This window comes from Flavobacterium terrae (assembly GCF_900142035.1).
GTDB classification, from domain to species: Bacteria; Bacteroidota; Bacteroidia; order Flavobacteriales; family Flavobacteriaceae; genus Flavobacterium; species Flavobacterium terrae.
In genome coordinates, this window is the sequence record NZ_FQZI01000001.1 from 598,734 (window position 1) to 617,765 (window position 19,032).

The 19,032-nt window shown below is 32.3% G+C and carries 14 protein-coding genes; 10 read left to right on the forward strand and 4 right to left on the reverse strand.

Translation table 11 applies throughout. The annotated features are described in order from the left end of the window. The first annotated feature begins 11 nt into the window (after positions 1-11). Positions 12-2,777 carry a PD-(D/E)XK nuclease family protein gene (locus tag BUC09_RS02720; RefSeq protein WP_073308441.1) on the forward strand — a complete coding sequence of 922 codons (2,766 nt, stop codon included), beginning with the start codon at positions 12-14 and terminating at the stop codon, positions 2,775-2,777. On the opposite strand, the gene BUC09_RS02725 is transcribed toward BUC09_RS02720, so the two are convergent. From BUC09_RS02725 to BUC09_RS02735, 3 genes are all read right to left on the reverse strand, one after another. Next, complete coding sequence (locus tag BUC09_RS02725; protein WP_073308443.1) at positions 2,778-3,554, reverse strand: alpha/beta fold hydrolase; 777 nt, start codon at positions 3,552-3,554, stop codon at positions 2,778-2,780. A gap of 3 nt (positions 3,555-3,557) precedes the next feature. Beyond that, a complete protein-coding gene (locus tag BUC09_RS02730; RefSeq protein WP_073308445.1) occupies positions 3,558-4,622 on the reverse strand; it encodes a DUF2891 domain-containing protein in 1,065 nt (354 codons plus the stop codon). Positions 4,623-4,715: 93 nt separating this feature from the next. Then, positions 4,716-5,621 (reverse strand): alpha/beta fold hydrolase, encoded by a 906-nt coding sequence (locus tag BUC09_RS02735; RefSeq protein ID WP_073308447.1) that lies wholly within the window; start codon positions 5,619-5,621, stop codon positions 4,716-4,718. Between the two features lie 83 nt (positions 5,622-5,704). On the opposite strand from BUC09_RS02735, the gene BUC09_RS02740 reads away from it, so the two are divergent. Then, positions 5,705-6,982, forward strand: coding sequence for an AbiH family protein (locus BUC09_RS02740; RefSeq protein WP_073308449.1), 1,278 nt, complete (start codon positions 5,705-5,707; stop codon positions 6,980-6,982). Positions 6,983-7,047: 65 nt separating this feature from the next. Here the strand turns inward: BUC09_RS02740 and BUC09_RS02745 are convergent, their stop codons facing one another. Further along, the gene (locus tag BUC09_RS02745) at positions 7,048-8,340 is read right to left on the reverse strand and encodes an aminopeptidase P family protein (RefSeq protein ID WP_073308451.1); all 1,293 of its coding nucleotides are present in this window, start codon (positions 8,338-8,340) and stop codon (positions 7,048-7,050) included. A gap of 147 nt (positions 8,341-8,487) precedes the next feature. Between BUC09_RS02745 and BUC09_RS02750 the strand changes: the two genes are divergently transcribed. The 8 genes from BUC09_RS02750 (at position 8,488) to BUC09_RS02785 (ending at position 19,030) form a co-directional block, all read left to right on the forward strand. Next, positions 8,488-9,363, forward strand: a complete 876-nt coding sequence (locus tag BUC09_RS02750; protein ID WP_073308452.1) for a hypothetical protein — start codon at positions 8,488-8,490, stop codon at positions 9,361-9,363. 169 nt (positions 9,364-9,532) lie between these two features. Then, positions 9,533-10,360: a succinate dehydrogenase cytochrome b subunit gene (locus BUC09_RS02755; RefSeq protein WP_073308453.1), complete on the forward strand. Its 828-nt coding sequence runs from the start codon at positions 9,533-9,535 to the stop codon at positions 10,358-10,360. A gap of 18 nt (positions 10,361-10,378) precedes the next feature. After that, on the forward strand, positions 10,379-12,388 hold the full coding sequence (locus BUC09_RS02760; protein WP_073308454.1) for a fumarate reductase/succinate dehydrogenase flavoprotein subunit: 2,010 nt from the start codon (positions 10,379-10,381) through the stop codon (positions 12,386-12,388). 27 nt (positions 12,389-12,415) lie between these two features. Beyond that, positions 12,416-13,180, forward strand: coding sequence for a succinate dehydrogenase/fumarate reductase iron-sulfur subunit (locus BUC09_RS02765; RefSeq protein WP_073308455.1), 765 nt, complete (start codon positions 12,416-12,418; stop codon positions 13,178-13,180). A 68-nt stretch (positions 13,181-13,248) separates the two neighbouring features. Beyond that, a complete protein-coding gene (locus tag BUC09_RS02770) occupies positions 13,249-13,764 on the forward strand; it encodes a thioredoxin family protein (protein WP_073308456.1) in 516 nt (171 codons plus the stop codon). 104 nt (positions 13,765-13,868) lie between these two features. Then, the gene (locus BUC09_RS02775; RefSeq protein ID WP_073308457.1) at positions 13,869-15,047 is read left to right on the forward strand and encodes a tetratricopeptide repeat protein; all 1,179 of its coding nucleotides are present in this window, start codon (positions 13,869-13,871) and stop codon (positions 15,045-15,047) included. Between the two features lie 2 nt (positions 15,048-15,049). Beyond that, the gene (locus BUC09_RS02780; RefSeq protein WP_073308458.1) at positions 15,050-16,165 is read left to right on the forward strand and encodes a polysaccharide deacetylase family protein; all 1,116 of its coding nucleotides are present in this window, start codon (positions 15,050-15,052) and stop codon (positions 16,163-16,165) included. A 75-nt stretch (positions 16,166-16,240) separates the two neighbouring features. Continuing rightward, positions 16,241-19,030 carry a GH92 family glycosyl hydrolase gene (locus BUC09_RS02785; protein WP_073309035.1) on the forward strand — a complete coding sequence of 930 codons (2,790 nt, stop codon included), beginning with the start codon at positions 16,241-16,243 and terminating at the stop codon, positions 19,028-19,030. The last annotated feature ends 2 nt before the right edge of the window (positions 19,031-19,032 follow it).

Below are 19,032 nucleotides of genomic sequence, written 5' to 3' on the forward strand. Positions count from 1 at the left end.
ATTTTTATAAAATGACGGAAACCACTTTTTTAGATAAACTAGCTAATTATATTGTTACTGAAAAGCAGTATGATTTTTCCAAAATAGTTATTGTATTACCTAATAAAAGGGCTAAACTTTTTTTGCTAGAATCTTTTAAAGTTCACTTTGAAAATTTCTTTTTTGCTCCAAAAATTATAAGTATTGAAGATTTTATTCAAGACATATCAGGCATTAGAAGTATTGATTCTGTTGAATTGCTTTTTGAGTTTTATGAAGTGTATTCGTCATTGACTATTGTAGAAAACAGGCAAAATTTTGAACAGTTTTCTAATTGGGCAAAAACTTTATTGCAAGATTTTAACGAGATCGATCGTTATCTGATTAATCCTGATTATGTTTTTTCATATTTAAAAGACATTGAAGTTCTTAAAAGATGGGATCTGTCACCAGCAGATAAGACTGAAATTATAAATAAGCAACTGGAGTTTTGGGATATTTTACCACAGTATTACTGCTCATTTTATAATCATCTTTTAAAAAGCAAAATTGGTTATCAAGGGCTTATTTATAGAGAAGCAGTAAACAATTTAGTTCATTTTTCTTCAGAAATTGTAGACAAGAGAATAATTTTTGCTGGTTTTAATGCACTTAATCAAGCAGAAGAAAAAATCGTTCAGCACTTATTGAGTATTGATAAAGCAGATATGCTTTGGGATATTGATGAGGTTTTTTTGAAAGATGTACATCATGATGCTGGATTGTTTGCAAGACGTTTTAAGGAACGTTGGAGTTATTATACTACAAATAAATTCCAATGGATTGTAAATGAGTTTTCAACTGAAAAAAATATTGAAATAATTGGCACATCTAAATCTATTGGACAAGCAAAAATTGTATCAGAGTTAATTAGTAACAGCATTATTAATTCCGATACAATTGATTTAAGTAAAGTTGCATTGGTTCTTGGTGATGAAAATCTATTGATTCCAATTTTACATTCTTTACCAGAAAATGTTGGAAGCTTAAATATAACTATGGGTTATTCTAGTAAAAATAACCCAGTGCAGATTTTAATCGCTAAGTTATTTAAAATGCATACTCATGCATTGAAAAGAAATCCTGACAGCTATTTGTTTTATTATAAAGATGTTTTGGATCTTTTGGCTAATCCAATTATTGAATCTTATATTGATTCTTCTGAATTAGTTAATTTCATAAAAAGAAACAATTATACTTTTATTACTCAAAATCGTATAACAACTTTTAACGGGTATAGTAATCGTTTTTTTGACCTTATTTTTGAAAAATGGGACAAGTCTCCAATTGAAATTCTTCAAAAGATCAAAGATTTATTGCTTTTGATTAAAGGAGAGCTAGACCATAATAAGGAAGAAGATAAACTGCTTAAAACTTTTCTCTATTCCATTTTTAAAGGCATTAACCAACTCATTTCATACTGCTCAAAAAATAGTTATGTAGATTCAGTTGATTTGCTTTATGGACTTTATAAACAAATAATAGATTTAAGCGAAGTTTCATTTGAAGGAGAACCTTTGTTTGGACTTCAAATCATGGGTGTTTTAGAAAGTAGAGTTTTAGATTTTGAAACTGTTATTATCACTTCGATGAATGAAGGTAAATTCCCTTCAGGTAAAACTAATAATTCATTTATTCCTTATGATATAAAACGTGAGATTGGCTTACCTACATTTAAAGAAAAGGATGCTATTTATTCATACCATTTTTATCATTTATTGTTAAGAGCTAAAAATATATACTTGATATATAATACTGAAAATGAAGGGTTAGATGGAGGTGAAAAGAGCCGGTTTATCACACAGTTGGAAGTAGAAAAAAGGGAAAAACATAAGTTATCGCATAGAATAATTCAACCTTTTATCCCTAATATAGCAAATCATGGGATGCAGATAAGTAAGACGGAATTGGTTTTACAGCGCTTAAAGGAAATTGCATCAGGGAAAGGATTTTCACCTTCAGCTTTAACCACATACATAAGAAATCCTATTCAGTTTTATTTCCAAAGAGTTTTATCAATAAGAGAAGTTGAAGAGGTCGAAGAAAATATTGCTTTAAATACCCTTGGTACCATAATACACGGTTCTTTAGAGGAGCTTTATAAACCTTATTTAAATGTCTTTTTATCTTTAGAAATAATCGATAAAATGATTGCCAGTGCAGATGACGAAATAGAAAAGCAGTTCAAGGAAGTATATAAGGAAGGAGAGATTAAAAAAGGGAAAAATCTTTTGGCATTTGAGGTAGCAAAAAGGAATGTTTATAATTTTTTAAAGGAGGAAAAGAAAGCTATTGAAAATGGAGATGCTGTCAAAATAATTGCATTAGAACTTTCATTAGAAAGGAATTTAGAGGATTCTCGATTACCATTCCCAATTAAAATTTCTGGAAATGTGGATAGGATTGAAGTGCGTAATGGCAAACTGCGGGTAATTGATTATAAAACCGGAAAGGTTGAAGCAAAAAACATTTTATTGAAGGATTGGCTTGGTCTTGCTACTGATATTAAAAACGATAAGATAATTCAACTTTTGTGTTATGCATTCATGTTTGAAGAACAATCTAAAGAGTATGAAATTGAAGCAGGAATTATTTCTTTCAAAAATATGAAAGCAGGTTTTATGCCTTTTGGGATTAAGAATGGAAAAGAAACCGAATCCATTATTACATCCCAAACTTTAGAATATTTCAAAAATGAACTTATCGAATTAATTCTAGAAATTTTAAATCCGGAAATTGATTTTAAAGAAGTTAATTAGTTATTTTAAAAATTTCAAAATAATTGCTCCCAAAACATCGCTGTTTTCAATATGACTCATATGCCCATCAGGCAATGTTATAAGTTCAACAGAAGTTCCGTCGATTTGGGAAATGTTATCATTATAACTTAAAACAGGATCTTTCTTGCCTAAAATCAAAAGAATAGGGAAAGTAGCTTGATGTAAAATAAATTCCCTGTCTTTTCTTGCTTTCATGCCTTCTAACGCAGAAATTATACCTTGAACACTTGTTTTAAGTGCTTGTTCTTTAACTAAGTTAATTTCATTAATTAGTCGGTCTCTGTTTTCCTCGCTAAATAAATTGGCAATGGACATTCCAATAAAAATATCAGGATTTTGTTTAACCGCTTTTATGGCGCGCATTCTATTTATTTTGCGTTCCGGACTGTCTTCTTTTGAAGTTGAATTGAGTAATACAATTCCTTTAACCATCTCAGGATATAATTCGGCAAATGCTAAAGAAACATATCCTCCCATAGAATGTCCAACAAATACCACATCAGAAATATTTAGATGAAATAAAACTGCATGTACAGCATCAGCCATATCTTCCATGGTATGCATATAGCTTAGGTTTTCCGTTTCACCATGTCCCAATAAATCAATGGTTATGATTTGATGTTTTTTAGCAAATTCATTGACATAGAGATTCCACATAGTGGAGTTTTCTAAAAAACCATGTAGTAATACAATTGTTTTTCCTTTTCCAGTATTGGAATAAGCTATTTTGATGTTTTTATAATGAATGTTATTCAATGATTATTTTGTTGAAAGTGCAAAAATAGCAAAAGATGCTAACCAATGTTCACCTCCGTAACCACTATCAAATAAAACTGCTATTGATTTAGTAATAAATTCTTGTGAAGTAGTTTCAAATTTTTTCTTTACAGGATTTTTTTGAGAAAGGTTCTTGGCAATGTTTTTCATATTCCAAGCCCTGCTGAAAGAAAGCCCATCTAAATGTACAATCTGATAGTCGTTCCTGTCGCTTACTGTAGGTGTCTGGCAAATTCTCTCAATTCCTTCTTTTGTAAAATAATTTTTAAACCATTTTTCGAACTCTTTTTGAGGTAAAATTCGTGTCATCAAGTCGGCCGATTGTAAACTAGGTGAGAAAAAATCACTACCATCTGGCTCTAAATGAGCAGGAATTTTTGTGTTGGACAAATAAAAATCTTTACTTTTTTGTATGATTAAATTCAAAAACTCGGTTTCTTTTTTTGCTTTTGCCCAGTCATAAGCAAAACAAAGTCCAAATGCAGTGTTAGGATGAACACCTGTTCTGTTAGGATAGGTTTGTTTGGGTAAAAATTCTTTCCAAATTGTTAAGATCTTTTGTGTTAAAGGTTCTAATGATTCATGCCATTTTCTACCCAGATCTGAATCCCAAGTATATAATTCTTCATCAAGCTTAAGTAACCATGCCCAACCATATGTTCTTTCGAATCCTTTTGATGCTGTATATTTTCCAAAATATTCGGCTTCTAGAACCATTTTTTCTTTTTGGAAAGAGTTTTCTAACATTTTTATAATCTCTTCCTTGTTTTCAATTGTTGGAAATTCCTTTAACAACTTTACTAACATCCAGTGACCGTGTACGCTACTATGCCAATCTAAGCAGCCATAAAATACAGGATGCAATTCATGAGGCAACATTTTAGCGTCTTTTTCTGAATCAGATAAATGTGATGTTTTGTTTGGGAATTCAGAAGAAATACAATGCAGTGGCATTTTGCTTAATTTCAGTGCTGTCTCAAGGTTTAATTCTTGAGCATTAAAAACATAACTCAGAAATAGAGTGAAAAATAGGAATGTTTTTTTCATGTCAAATTTTGAAATAGAAAAATGTTTATGGATTATAAAGATAACTAAACTTTGATTTCTTGAGATTCAATTTGCTTATTTACGGTTGAGTAATTAATTTTTCAGAAAATCAAATAATGATTTGTAATATTCTTCTTCGGCATCAAGCCATCCATAATGACCACAATGATTTAGAAAAACTACCTTAGAATTTTTTAGAACCGAATGAGCAATTTCGGCAGTTTCAGTTTTAATGATATCTTCTTTTCCTTGAATGATCAAAACAGGTTGGTTGAAATCTTTTAATTTAGGTTTGCAATCAAATTTTATGTTTTGCAAATCTTCCCAAATTAATTGATTAATTCTGGGGTTGCCTTGAGTTAATCTTTCGGCTAATAGTGGAATGTGTTTTTTATTATAAAGATAGGCTGGTGCCAATGCACGCCCCCTTCCTAAAAGCATTTTTTTTGATCTGTCACCTGCATCAATTTTTGCATTGTAATAATTTAAGGAATCTCTTTCTATTTTAGTTAGTTTAGAATTGATATTGGCTGCAACATATTCGGTTAATCCTAAATCAATTCCTCCAGAAGCCGAAAAAATAACTTTTTGAATATTCATAGGATAAATAGTTGCGTAATATGCTACCATAATGCCGCCAAATGAATGTCCAAGTATAGACCATTTTTCAATCTTCAGATGTTTACGAAGGGATTCAATGTCTTCAGCCATTAATTTCATGTTGATGGTTTCAGAATTCAATTCTTTTAAAATAGATTTTCCAGTCCCTCGTTGATCGTATAATATGGTCTGGTATTTTTCACTCAGTTTTTTAGCCAAAGCTTCAAAACCATTACTGTTCATGCCTGGACCTCCATTGATAATTAATAATGGTTCTCCTTTTCCATAAATTTTATAAAAAGTTTGAGAGCCATCAGTATTTGTAGAATAGCCTTCGGTTTGACAAAATCCAAGATTGAATGTAAAAACTAATAGAAATATGTTGATAATTTGCTTCATAAGTGATTGATAATGTTAATAACACACTATTACAAAAATAGCTTTTTTATTGTTTAAGGTTTAATTTTGAGAAAAGGATAAAGATGAATAGACTAGTAATTGTTGGAAACGGATTCGATTTAGCTCATGGCTTACCTACAAGTTATAGAAATTTTATAGATGATTTTTGGGCTAATTTTAAAGATAATCATAAGAACGAATTGGGTAAATCTTTGGTCTGCACCAATAATTCTTATGATGGTTATTATTCGAGATATGGGGAGATTTTAGATTTTAAAGATTTTAAGGCTCATTTGAAAGAGTATTGTATTGATAATGGTTATAATTTTTATGAATCTGAATGTGTTGCAAAATCCGGTTTTAATGATGTTTTCCGTTTTAAAAATGATTTTTTTAAGAAGATCAATGTGAAAAACTCTGGGAATTGGGTTGATATTGAAAATGAATATTATACTGAATTAAAGAAAATTGTGAATTCAAAATCTTTAGATGTTTTAAAAACCGAAGAAGAATGGAAGAATGAGCAAAAAGAAAAAGTTGAAAAACTGAATAAAGAGTTTGATGAAGTTAAAAGTCTTTTAGAATCTTACTTGTTAGAGAAAGTTGAAGAACCATTTATGTTGAATAAAGAATTTCATGAGGATAGAGATAGGGTTTCGAATGAGATTTATAGTATTCTTAGACCGATTTCTCTTTTTAATAGTGAAAAAAAGATTCTAGACGAATTTATTGATAGTTCTGACAAAAGAGAAATCGAAGCTATTTTCACTAAAGAAAAGCTTGATGAAGGATATTTAAATAAGACTAGAACTTTGGTTGTAAACTTTAATTACACATCAACTTTACGACGTTATATGAAGCTTTTTCATCAAGAAAGACTTGAAGTGAGCGAAATCAATATACATGGAAAACTGTTTGATAAGAATAATCAAATAAATTTTGGGTTTGGGGATGAAATGGATGAAGATTATAAAATCATTGAAAATATTAATGATAATGAATACTTGAGAAATTTCAAGTCATTTCAATATTTGCAAAATTCGAATTATAGCAATTTGTTGTCATTTATTGAATCTGAAAAATTTCAGGTCTTAATTATGGGGCATTCATGTGGGTTGTCTGACAGAACATTGTTAAATACTATTTTCGAGCATAATAATTGCCGATCCATGAAAGTATTTTATTATAAAAATGGAGAGAAGGATAATTATACTGAGATAGTCCAAAATATTTCTCGACATTTTAATAAGAAGAAATTAATGAGGGAAAAAATTGTGAATAAGACTCTTAGTGAGCCTTTACAACAAATAAAGTTGCCTAAGTATAAAGTGGTTAATGGTTTGATAACGAGAGTAAATTGATGAAAAAAACGCCCCATAATTGTGAGGCGTCTATCTTCTATTTGTCTTTTATCTATTTTCTAAAATTATGCATTCATCAAGCTTTCGATTTCATCAGCTTCTATAGGAATGTTGCGCATTAAGTTAAAAGGTTCTCCCTTTTCTTGAATTACCACATCATCTTCTAAACGAATACCAAATCCTTCAGCTGGGATGTAAATTCCAGGTTCTACTGTGAATACCATATTAGCTTGCATTGGTTCATGTAATAATCCATAATCATGTGTGTCTAAACCTAAATGGTGAGATGTTCCATGCATGAAATATTTTTTATACGCTGGCCAATCTGGATTTTCGTTTTGTACATCGGCTTTGTCAATCAAGCCTAAACCTAATAATTCAGAAGTCATCACTTTACCAACTTCAATATGGTATTGTTTCCAAAGTGTTCCTGGAACCAACATTTTAGTGGCTTCATTTTTTACATTTAAAACTGCATTGTAAACTGCTCGTTGTCTGTCTGTATAATGACCTGAAACAGGAATTGTTCTTGTTAAGTCACTTGAGTAGTTAGCATATTCAGCACCAACATCTAGTAACAATAAATCACCTGCTTTGCACTGTTGGTTGTTTTCAATATAATGTAAAACATTCGCGTTGTTTCCAGAAGCAATAATTGGAGTATAAGCAAATCCTTTAGAACGATTGCGTAAAAATTCGTGAGCCAATTCAGCTTCGATTTCATACTCCATTACATTTGGTTTAACAAATGACAAAAGTCTACGAATACCTTTTTCAGTAATATTACATGCGTGTTGAATTAAATCGATTTCTTCACTTTCCTTAATAGAACGCAAGCGTTGTAAAATAGGATTCGATTTTTCTACTTTGTGAGCAGGATAATTTTCTTTCCACCATTTTACAAATCTAGCTTCGCGAGTTTCAGTTTCAATGGTTGCACGATAATGTTCATTTGTGTTAATGTACATCGTGTCAGCATAAGCCATGATTTCTTTTAGGGTTTTATGGAAATCTTGTAACCAAATTACGGTTTTAATTCCTGAAACTTGAAAAGCTCGTTCTTTGGTTAATTTTTCTCCTTCCCAAACTGCAATGTGTTCGTTTGTTTCTCTTAAAAATAAAACTTCTTTTAAATGCTCATATGGTGCATCAGGAAAAAGTAATAAGATGCTTTCTTCTTGATCTACACCAGATAAATAGAAAATATCACGGTGTTGTGCAAACGGTAATGTGCTATCGGCAGAAACTGGGTAAATATCGTTCGAATTAAAAACGGCAACACTATTTGGTTTCATTAGTGCTGTGAATTTTCTTCTATTTTTAATAAATAAATCGCGGTCTATTTGATGGTATTTCATGATGAAATGATTTAAATAAAATGATTTTCAAATTTAGGATTTTGAAGTTAAACCGCATCATCCATATTGTAAAATTAGCATTTAATTAGGATAATACTTTTTTTTATCTATTTTCGTTTTAAAACTATCAATTATAAACAAAGTAGTATGAGATTTAAAATGATTTTAAGTGTAGCTCTTATGAGTGGATTGTTTTTTTCTTGTGATGATAAGGATGATAAAGAAGTCGTTCAAGATGAACCACAATTAATAGTGAAATTTAAATTTAATCCTAATCAAGAGAGATTAGATAATTTTGGACAGCCATCAACAATACCAACTGGACATGCTGCTCAAACACCAATTTTTAATAAAATTAGTTCTCATTATTTAGAATTTGCTCAAAATGCAATGACGCAAATAGGAGATGGGGCAATTTTATATCATGGAATGGAGACTAATGTTGGAGGAGCAAATGCGTTTGACTTTAGTAAAGCAAAAATTGTTGGTGAAGGAGAAGTGTTTTTGTCAATTCCTATTAAAAATATTACTCCCGGAAGCTATGAATGGGCTAGATGTTCTCTTTCTTATCAAGATTATAACATTAAAGTGCTAAGTGCAGGGACTGAATATAATGGAACTTTGGCAAGTTTTGTGGGAAGAAGTACTTATATCACTTCATTTACTTCTGGAGGATATACATATAATGTAAATGCTAATAAAGATCAAGGTTTTTGGGCTTTTGGTTTGCAAGGATTTAATTTTTCAACCTCTGGCCAAGCTCCAGCTGGAGCAACAACTGTTCCTAATCCAATTAACTCAACATCGCCAATACCACCAAATTCATGTGTGGTTACAGGGAAGTTTGTAAATAATTTAGTGATTACTGGAAATGAGACAAAAAATATAGAAGTGACACTGTCGCTTTCTGTTAATAATAGTTTTGAATGGGAAGAAGTAACACCAGATGGTAAATACGAGCCGTCAATTGGAGAGAATGTTGTAGATATGGGATTAAGAGGTTTGATTCCTAGTCATAACTAGAAAAAATAAAAAGATAATCAAAAAGCATCTAGATGAATATTTAGATGCTTTTTTTCTTTTTTGTACGTATTTTAAATTCATTATAAATAATGCTTAAAGGTTTGTGGTTACAGTCAAATTCCTTTACTTTTGTTTCAACTTTTTTTAAAATTAATAATCAACAAATACTATGGCAAAATCTGCGCTTTTAAAGTCATCTTTAGCAAAAAAATACTGGATGGCTCTTACAGGTTTATTTTTATGCTTGTTTTTGACGGGACATTTATTGGGGAATCTTCAGCTATTAGCCGGAAGTTCGACTGAAGCAGCTTTAAAGTTTAATAAGTACGCTTTGTTCATGACTACAAATCCAGCAGTAAAATTACTTTCTTACTTAACGTACATTTCAATTGTTTTTCATGCAATAGATGGACTAATGCTTGCATTTCAAAATAAGGCAGCTCGTCCTGTAGCTTATGCAATGAATAAGCCTCAAGTAAATAGTAGTTTTGCATCAAGAAACATGGCAGTATTAGGGACAGTTATTTTGATATTCATTGTGACTCACATGACAAATTTTTGGGCAAAAATGCATTTTTCTCAAATGCCACTCCAAAAAATGACTGTTGAAGTGCAACCAGGAATGAAGCAAGATTTTTATCTTACTACAGATGGAGGATATGTTCCAGTTAACGACCCTACTTATGTTGTTAAGAATAAAACAGAAATTTATGAAACTAATGCGAATGTAAAGGTTAAAGAAGGTTTTAAAGATTTGCATAAAATTACTTTCGATTTCTTTAGAGATCCTCAATACGGATTAGTATTTACAATATTATATGTTCTTTCAATGGTGGTTTTAGCATTCCATTTACTTCACGGTTTTCAGAGTGCTTTCCAGTCAATGGGAGTTAATAATAAGTTCACGCCAGCAATAAAAATGTTCGGAACTGGATTTGCAATCATAGTACCTTTATTATTCGCAATCATTCCACTTTTCATTCACTTTACAAAATAATCAACATCAGAATATATTATGAAGTTAGATTCTAAAATACCAGAAGGTCACATTTCAGAGAAATGGACTAATCATAAAAATCATTTAAAGCTTGTTGCTCCAAATAACCGTCCAAAGATTGATGTTATTGTTGTAGGTACTGGTTTAGCAGGTGCTTCGGCTGCTGCTTCTCTTGGAGAAATGGGTTATAATGTAAAAGCATTTTGTTTTCAAGATTCTCCTCGTCGTGCACACTCAATCGCTGCTCAAGGTGGGGTTAATGCTGCAAAAAATTATCAAAATGATGGTGACTCAGTTTACCGTTTATTCTATGATACAATTAAAGGTGGTGACTACCGTGCTCGTGAAGCTAATGTTCATCGTCTAGCCGAAGTTTCAGGTAATATCATTGATCAATGTGTAGCACAAGGAGTTCCTTTTGCTCGTGAATACGGAGGATTATTAGATAACCGTTCATTTGGTGGAACACAAGTTCAACGTACATTTTATGCAGCTGGTCAAACAGGGCAACAATTATTGTTAGGAGCTTATTCGGCTTTATCTCGTCAAATTGGTTTAGGACGTGTGAAAATGTACAACCGTCACGAAATGCTTGACATTGTAAAAGTAGATGGTAAAGCTCGCGGAATTATCGCTCGTGATTTAGTTACAGGCGAAATTCAACGTCATTCAGCTCATGCAGTAATCATTGCTTCAGGAGGATACGGAAATGTATATTTCTTATCTACAAATGCAATGGGAAGTAACGTTACAGCTGGATGGAAAATCCACAAGCAAGGAGCTTTATTTGCTAACCCTTGTTATGTGCAAATTCACCCAACATGTATTCCAGTTCACGGTACAAATCAGTCTAAATTAACGTTGATGTCTGAATCATTACGTAACTCTGGACGTATTTGGGTACCAAAGAAAAAAGAAGATGCTGAAGCAATCCGTGCTGGTAAATTAAAACCAACGCAAATTGCTGAAGAAGATAGAGATTACTATTTAGAAAGAAGATATCCAGCTTTTGGTAACTTAGTACCTCGTGACGTAGCATCTCGTGCTGCAAAAGAGCGTTGTGATGCAGGTTATGGTATCGAAGCAAATGATACAAATGAAGGAGTTTATTTAGATTTCTCTTCAGAAATTCAAAGTAAAGGAAAGCAAGCAGCTTATGCTAAAGGAAATCATAATCCAACTGATGCCGAAGTTACTGCTTTAGGAAAACAGTGGTTAGAAGAAAAATATGGTAACTTATTTACCATGTACCAAAAAATTACAGACGAGAATCCTTATGAAACTCCGATGAAAATTTATCCTGCGGTTCACTATACAATGGGTGGTGTTTGGGTTGACTATAATTTACAATCAACTATTCCGGGATGTTTCGTAGCAGGAGAAGCAAACTTCTCTGATCACGGAGCAAATCGTTTAGGAGCTTCTGCGTTAATGCAAGGTTTGGCTGATGGTTATTTCGTATTGCCTTATACAGTTTCTAACTATTTAGCAGATGAAATTCGTACAGGTAAGATAGCTACAGATTCTCCTGAATTTGTTGAAGCAGAAAAAAGAGTACAAGATCAAATCAATTTCTTCTTGAACAACAACGGTACAAAATCAGTTGATTACTTCCACAAAAAATTAGGATTAATTATGTGGAATAAAGTAGGTATGGGAAGAAATGCTCAAGGATTGACAGAAGCTATTGCAGAAATCGATGCTTTACGTAAAGAGTTCTACAAAGATGTTTTTGTTCCTGGATCAGCTGATGAAATGAATCCTGAATTAGAGAAAGCTATTCGTGTGGCTGACTTTATGGAATTAGGTCAATTAATGGCAATGGATGCATTACAACGTGAAGAATCTTGTGGAGGTCACTTCCGTGAGGAGCACCAAGATGCTGAAGGAGAAACGTTACGTGATGACGAAAACTTCTCATTTGTTGGAGCTTGGGAATACCAAGGTGAAGACATCAACAAAGAAGTATTACACAAAGAAGAGTTGAAATACGAGTTTATCAAAATCGCAGCTCGTAACTATAAATAATAGTTGTTGACTTAAAACAATAAGATTATGGCATCTAAAAAGAATATCAATATAAAATTAAAAGTTTGGCGTCAGAAAAAAGCTTCTGACAAAGGACAAATGGTAGATTACTCATTAAATGATGTATCTACAGATAGTTCATTCTTAGAAATGATGGACCAATTAAACGAACAATTGGTTGCAGAAAAGAAAGAACCTATCGCTTTCGACCACGATTGTCGTGAAGGTATTTGTGGTATGTGTTCTATGTATATTAATGGTCGTGCACACGGTCCTGATACAGGAATCACAACTTGTCAGTTACACATGCGTATGTTCAATGATGGTGATACTATTTATGTTGAACCATGGAGAAGTAAAGCTTTCCCTGTGATTAAAGATTTAGTTGTAGACAGAAGTTCTTTCGACAGAATTCAACAAGCAGGTGGTTTCGTATCTGTAAATACTTCAGGTAACACTATCGATGCTAACACAATTCCAGTTCCTAAAGCGGATGCTGATAAAGCATTTGAAGCTGCAGCTTGTATTGGATGTGGTGCTTGTGTGGCAACTTGTAAAAACGGTTCTGCTATGTTATTTGTTGGAGCAAAAGTTTCTCAGTATGCGTTGTTACCACAAGGTAAAGTAGAAGCTACTGACCGTGTATTAAACATGGTTCGTCAAATGGATGAAGAAGGATTTGGTAACTGTACTAATACAGGAGCATGTGAAATTGAATGTCCTAAAGGGATTTCTTTAGAAAACATTGCTCGTATGAACAGAGAATATTTAAAAGCAAGTCTTGTAAAATAATTCAAAAGCGCCTTAGGGCGCTTTTTTTATGGCTTGATTTTTGTTAACTTAACAAAAAAATAGAATAGATGAAAAAGATATATTTGGCTTGCGTATTATTGGTAACAGCGATTGGTTTTTCTCAAACAGATGAGGAAAAGGCTGAAAAGAAAAAACAAATTGAAGCCGAGAAAGCTTCTTTGCAAAAACCGTATAATGAAATGGAAGCTGCTGATGTAAAAATTAATGAGCTTCTAACACAGGCTAAAGCTGAGAATAAAAACATCATGATTCAGGTTGGAGGAAACTGGTGTGTTTGGTGTTTACGTTTAAATGACTTTATCCAAAAGACTGATGAATTGAAAAGTTTAGTTGATAATAATTATATTTATTATCATCTGAATTGGTCTCCAAAAAATAAAAACGAAAAATTCTTTGCTAAATATGGTAACCCTGGTGAAAAACAAGGATATCCAATTTTTATGGTTTTAAATAAAAAAGGAAAATTAATTCATGTTCAGGAAACAGGTTCTTTAGAAGAAGGAAAAGGATACAGTCAAGAAAAAGTAAAAACTTTTTTTGAAGCTTGGAAAGCTAAAAGTTAAATCTAATTATGAAATAATTTAATAAAACGCATTCAAACTTATGGATGCGTTTTTTATTATAGGTTAAAAAATTATATTTGTGAGAAAATTATTAAAAAACTTATATGTCGTTAAAAAAGTATGTTTTAGCGTTTTTGCTTTTCTCGCTAACTCAGGCATTTTATGCCCAGTCTTCAAAAGAAATTTTAGTTTTAAGTGCAGTAGTTAAGGATAAAGTTATTCCCGGAGCTCAAGTCATCTTTCAAAAGAACGGAGAAAAATCTATTCCTTTATATTCGGATCAAAGAGGTAAAGTACAAATCCCAGCAGAATATCAAGACGAAGCAGATTTGACTATCATTATAAAAAAGGATGGTTATTCAACTTTAGTATCAAAATGTCCGTGTGGAGGTTTAACTTATGCAATTAGTCCTGTAATGGAGGAGTTGGACGGAATGCGAATTGTTTTGAGTTGGGGCAGTGCTCCTGAGGATTTAGATTCACATCTTTCTTATCAAGGTGGATATGTTTGTTATTATCAAAAAGATGCTTCTCAGGCAAACTTAGATGTTGATGATACGGATAGTTATGGGCCAGAAACCATTACAATTACAAAAAAAATTCATGGTAAGAAATATGTGTACGCAGTACATAACTACTCAAATAAAGAGAGTAACAACAATGCAAACTTATCTAAGATAAGTAATGCGAAAGTGTACGTTTATATTGGTAACACATTAATCAGAACATATGTTCCACAATTTGGAAAAACAGGGACAGTTTGGATTCCTTTCATAATAGACGAGAATGGTAATCTAGTCGATGTAGGTGATTTTAAAAATGCGACTTCGTGGGAAGGTGTACGATCTATTTTAAGAGATTATAGATATGATGCAGCTAATCATGTTGTTGATGCTGCAAGTATTCAAGAATCTATAAATTTGAATAAAGATGGTGAAAGAAGTTATCATGCTGGCAATTTAGAGCAGTCAGTAGCATATTATCAAGATGCTATTGAAGAAAATCCTAGAAACGGACAAGCGTATAGCAATCTAGGTTTGTCTTTTCAAAAATTAGGTAGAGAAGCAGAAGCTTTATGGGCAAACAGAAAAGCAATTGATTTAGCAGAAGGAGCTAAAGCTAATATAGTTAGAGCAAGTTCGTATTATAATATTGCTAGAATTTATGAGCAAAAAGGACAATGGAATGATGCTTTAAATAACTTCAAACTAGCTAAACAGCACAATCAAAATCCTGCTTATGATAAAGGTATTACAAGAATGTCTGCTAAAGTGAGATCATAATAATGAAAAGATTAAAGGTTTTATTGTTTTTGCTTATTGCAACTCAATCTTTCGGGCAAATAAATGCTGCTAAAATAGATCGTTCTATTTGGCCTTATCCAATTAATTCTAAATCGGATTTTGATGTAACATCTAAAATGGAGATGTTGGTTTTTACAGAAGTTTTCAATGATTACATGAGTTTAACTACTTCTGAATTATCTCTCAAAATTGGAGTTAAGAATGTTAGTGAAAAATCGGTGAAGGAATGGGAGGCTAGGACCAAAAAACTTTTGCTTGATAATTTTCATAATTTGTTAGATGAGTCATTGCCAAAATATATTCCTATAAAAAAAGATGCAGATTGGAATTCGCTAATAACATTACAGTTGAATAAAAACATTTCTTCGGAATTAAAAAATTGGTACAATTCATCAAAAGTGTTTCATCAGGATTATCTTATTGAACTGTATCGATTGGCTGCATTAAATCCGAGAATAACTAGCGAAATTGCAGCAATTGATGAAAATGAAATAACTGGTGATCGTTTTAAACAAAAGCATTTCTTGTTAACTTTTGATGATGGGCCAACTCCTCAAAACGGAAATACTGATAAACTTCTAAAAGTTCTAAACGAAAACAATCTTAAAGGAATCTTTTTTGTTTTAGGAGATAATTTTAATCAACGATTAAATAGCACATCTTCTAAATCAATAGAATTGTTGTATGGTCAAAATTTAGTAGCTTCCCATGGTAAGATTCATAAATCTCATCAAAAACTTCAAGATTGGCAAAACTCAATTGATTATACTCAAGATATTATTAAATCAAATATAAAATCAAAAGAGATTGTCTATTTCCGTCCTCCATATGGACAACGAAATAAAGTCGTTGTAGATTACTTAAATACTCATAATTCTAAAGTTGTCTTATGGAATATGGATTCGCAGGATTGGAATAAAGATATTACTGGAAAGCAAGTTGCCGATAGACAAATTACTTTGATGCTTTTGTGGAGAAAAGGGATTTTACTATTTCATGATGTTCATGCTAAAGCGCAAATAGCTGTACCCATTATAAAAGAATATTTTAAAAAGGCAGATATCAATTGGATTGATCCTATGGTGGTCAAAATTTAATTGTTTATTTCTATGAAACGCATTCAAACTTATGGATGCGTTTTTTTTATCTTTGAAAAAACAACACAAAAACTAATGAACTCAAATCGTTTTCTCTTTTTAATTCTATTAATCTCACAATTTACATTTTCACAGGATTTTGCAAAACATGTTAATCCCTTTATAGGGACAGATGGACATGGACACACTTTTCCTGGAGCCACTTTGCCTTATGGCATGGTGCAACTTTCTCCGGATACAAGAGTAGATGGAAGTTGGGATGGCTGCTCAGGGTATCACTATTCAGATAAGATTATTTATGGATTTTCTCATACACACTTAAATGGCACGGGTTGTTCAGATTATGGAGACATTATGTTGATGCCAACAATGGGAGAGTCTACTTTTAATCCTAAAGAATATAGTTCAGAATTTAGACATATCAATGAAAAAGCTTCCGCTGGATTTTATGCTGTAAAATTAGACAAACACAATATAGATGTTCGATTAACATCATCAACCCGAGTAGGTTTTCATGAATATACTTTTAATAATGCTGGGGAAGCTGATATAGTGATGGATTTGAATCACCGTGATAAATTGCTTTATGGCGAAGTGAATGTTGTTGATGATAAAACTATTGAGGTTTTTCGAAGAAGCGAAGCTTGGGCTAAAGACCAGTATATCTATGCGCGAATTGAATTTAACGTTCCAGTAAAAGTAAGTGGTTATGGGAATGAAAAGAATGAAGCAAAATATTTTTCTGGAACCAAAGTGGTTATTAAAGCCTCAAAACAAGTCAAAAAAAGCGAAAAAATATTAGTAAAAGTGGCACTTTCACCCACAAGTTATGAAGGTGCTAAGTTGAACATGTCTGAAATCAAACAATGGGATTTTGAGAAAGTGAAAAAGGATGCAGAAGCCGCTTGGAATAAAGAACTATCTAAAATTGAAGTAACTTCAAAAGACAAGGATAAACTGGCTGTTTTTTATACGGCTTTGTATCACACTATGATGCAGCCTAATATCGCGGAAGACTTAGATGGAAAATACCGTGGTCGCGACAATAAAATCCATGTAGCGGATACGTTTGATTATTACTCCGTTTTTTCTTTATGGGATACCTTTCGTGGAGCGCATCCTTTGTATACGTTGATTGATAAAAAAAGAACGGCTGATTATATTAATACCTTTTTAAAGCAATACGAACAAGGGGGCAGATTGCCCGTTTGGGAATTGGCTTCAAACGAAACCGATTGTATGATTGGTTATCATTCAGTTTCAGTGATTGCTGATGCTATGGTAAAAGGCATCAAAGGTTTTGATTATGAAAAGGCTTTCGAAGCTTCGAAACATTCGGCGATGTTGGATCATTTAGGTTTGGATGCCTATAAAATGAATGGTTTTATTTCGATGGATGACGAACATGAAAGTGTTTCTAAAACGGTAGAATATGCTTATGACGATTGGTGCATTGCACAAATGGCTGCTATTTTGGGATATTCAAATGATTATGCCTATTTCATGAAACGATCTCAGAGTTGGAAAAATATTTTTGACTGGGAAACTGGGTTTATGCGACCAAAGAAAAATGGCGGTTGGGATAAACCTTTCGACCCTCGCGAAGTAAATAATAATTATACTGAAGGAAATTCATGGCAGTATTCATTTTTTGTACCTCAGGATATTCAAGGTTTAATTGCAGCACATGGCGGTGCGGAAAAATTTGAAGCCAAATTGGATGAAATGTTCAACAGCGAAAGTAAAACCACAGGACGCGAACAGGTTGATGTTACGGGTTTAATTGGACAATATGCACATGGGAACGAACCAAGTCACCATATGGCGTATTTGTATAACTATGTAGGGAAACCAGAAAAAACAGCAGCAAAAGTAAATTACATCTTAGATAATTTCTATAAAAACACTCCTGATGGATTAATTGGTAATGAAGATTGTGGCCAAATGAGTGCTTGGTACGTGTTGAGTAGTATAGGTGTTTATCAAGTGACGCCTGGTGTTTCTTGTTTTACAATTACAGCTCCTTTATTTGAAAATGTAAAAGTAAGGTTGAATGATAAAAATTCAGCAAAGCTTTCTTTATATGATAACCCTTATAAACGAAAGTTTGTTAAACCAGATCTTGAAACTCTTTTTGATGGCTATGTTAACAATTACAAAGAAATAATTCCTGCTCCTGTAATTCAAGCAGAAAGCAAAGCATTTAAAGAGAAGTTAAATGTATCTTTTGATTCCTTTGATAAGGATGTAGAATATTTCTACAGTATTAATAATTCTAAATTTAAAATGTTTGACAAAGAATTGGTTTTAACTGAATCGACTAAAATTAAATTTTATTCTTCCAATGGTTTTGAAAAAACAAGTGATACTATTTCTGCTGAATTCTTCAAAAAACCAAACAACTACACCATCAATATCAAATCAAAATACAATCCGCAATACCATGCAGGAGGTTCAGAAGGATTGTTGGATGGAATCTTTGGTTCAGAAAATTGGCGAAAAGGAGATTGGCAAGGGTATCAAAACCAGGATTTTGAATGTGTAATCGACCGACAAGCTAGTTTGCCATTGAGTAGTATTAGTGCCAACTTTTTACAAGACCAACGTTCATGGATTTTAATGCCAACACAAGTGGAGTTCTATGTTTCTAATGATAATGTGAATTTTGAATTGATTGATACTATAAGCAATGATGTAGATCCTAAAATAGATAAGAATGTTTTAAAATCATTCGACTGTAGTAAGAAAGTAGCTTCGGCCAGATATGTAAAAGTTGTAGCAAAAAACTTTGGCAAGCTGCCTTATTGGCATCAAGGCGCAGGAGGCGATGCCTTTATTTTTATAGATGAAATAACGATTAAATAAGT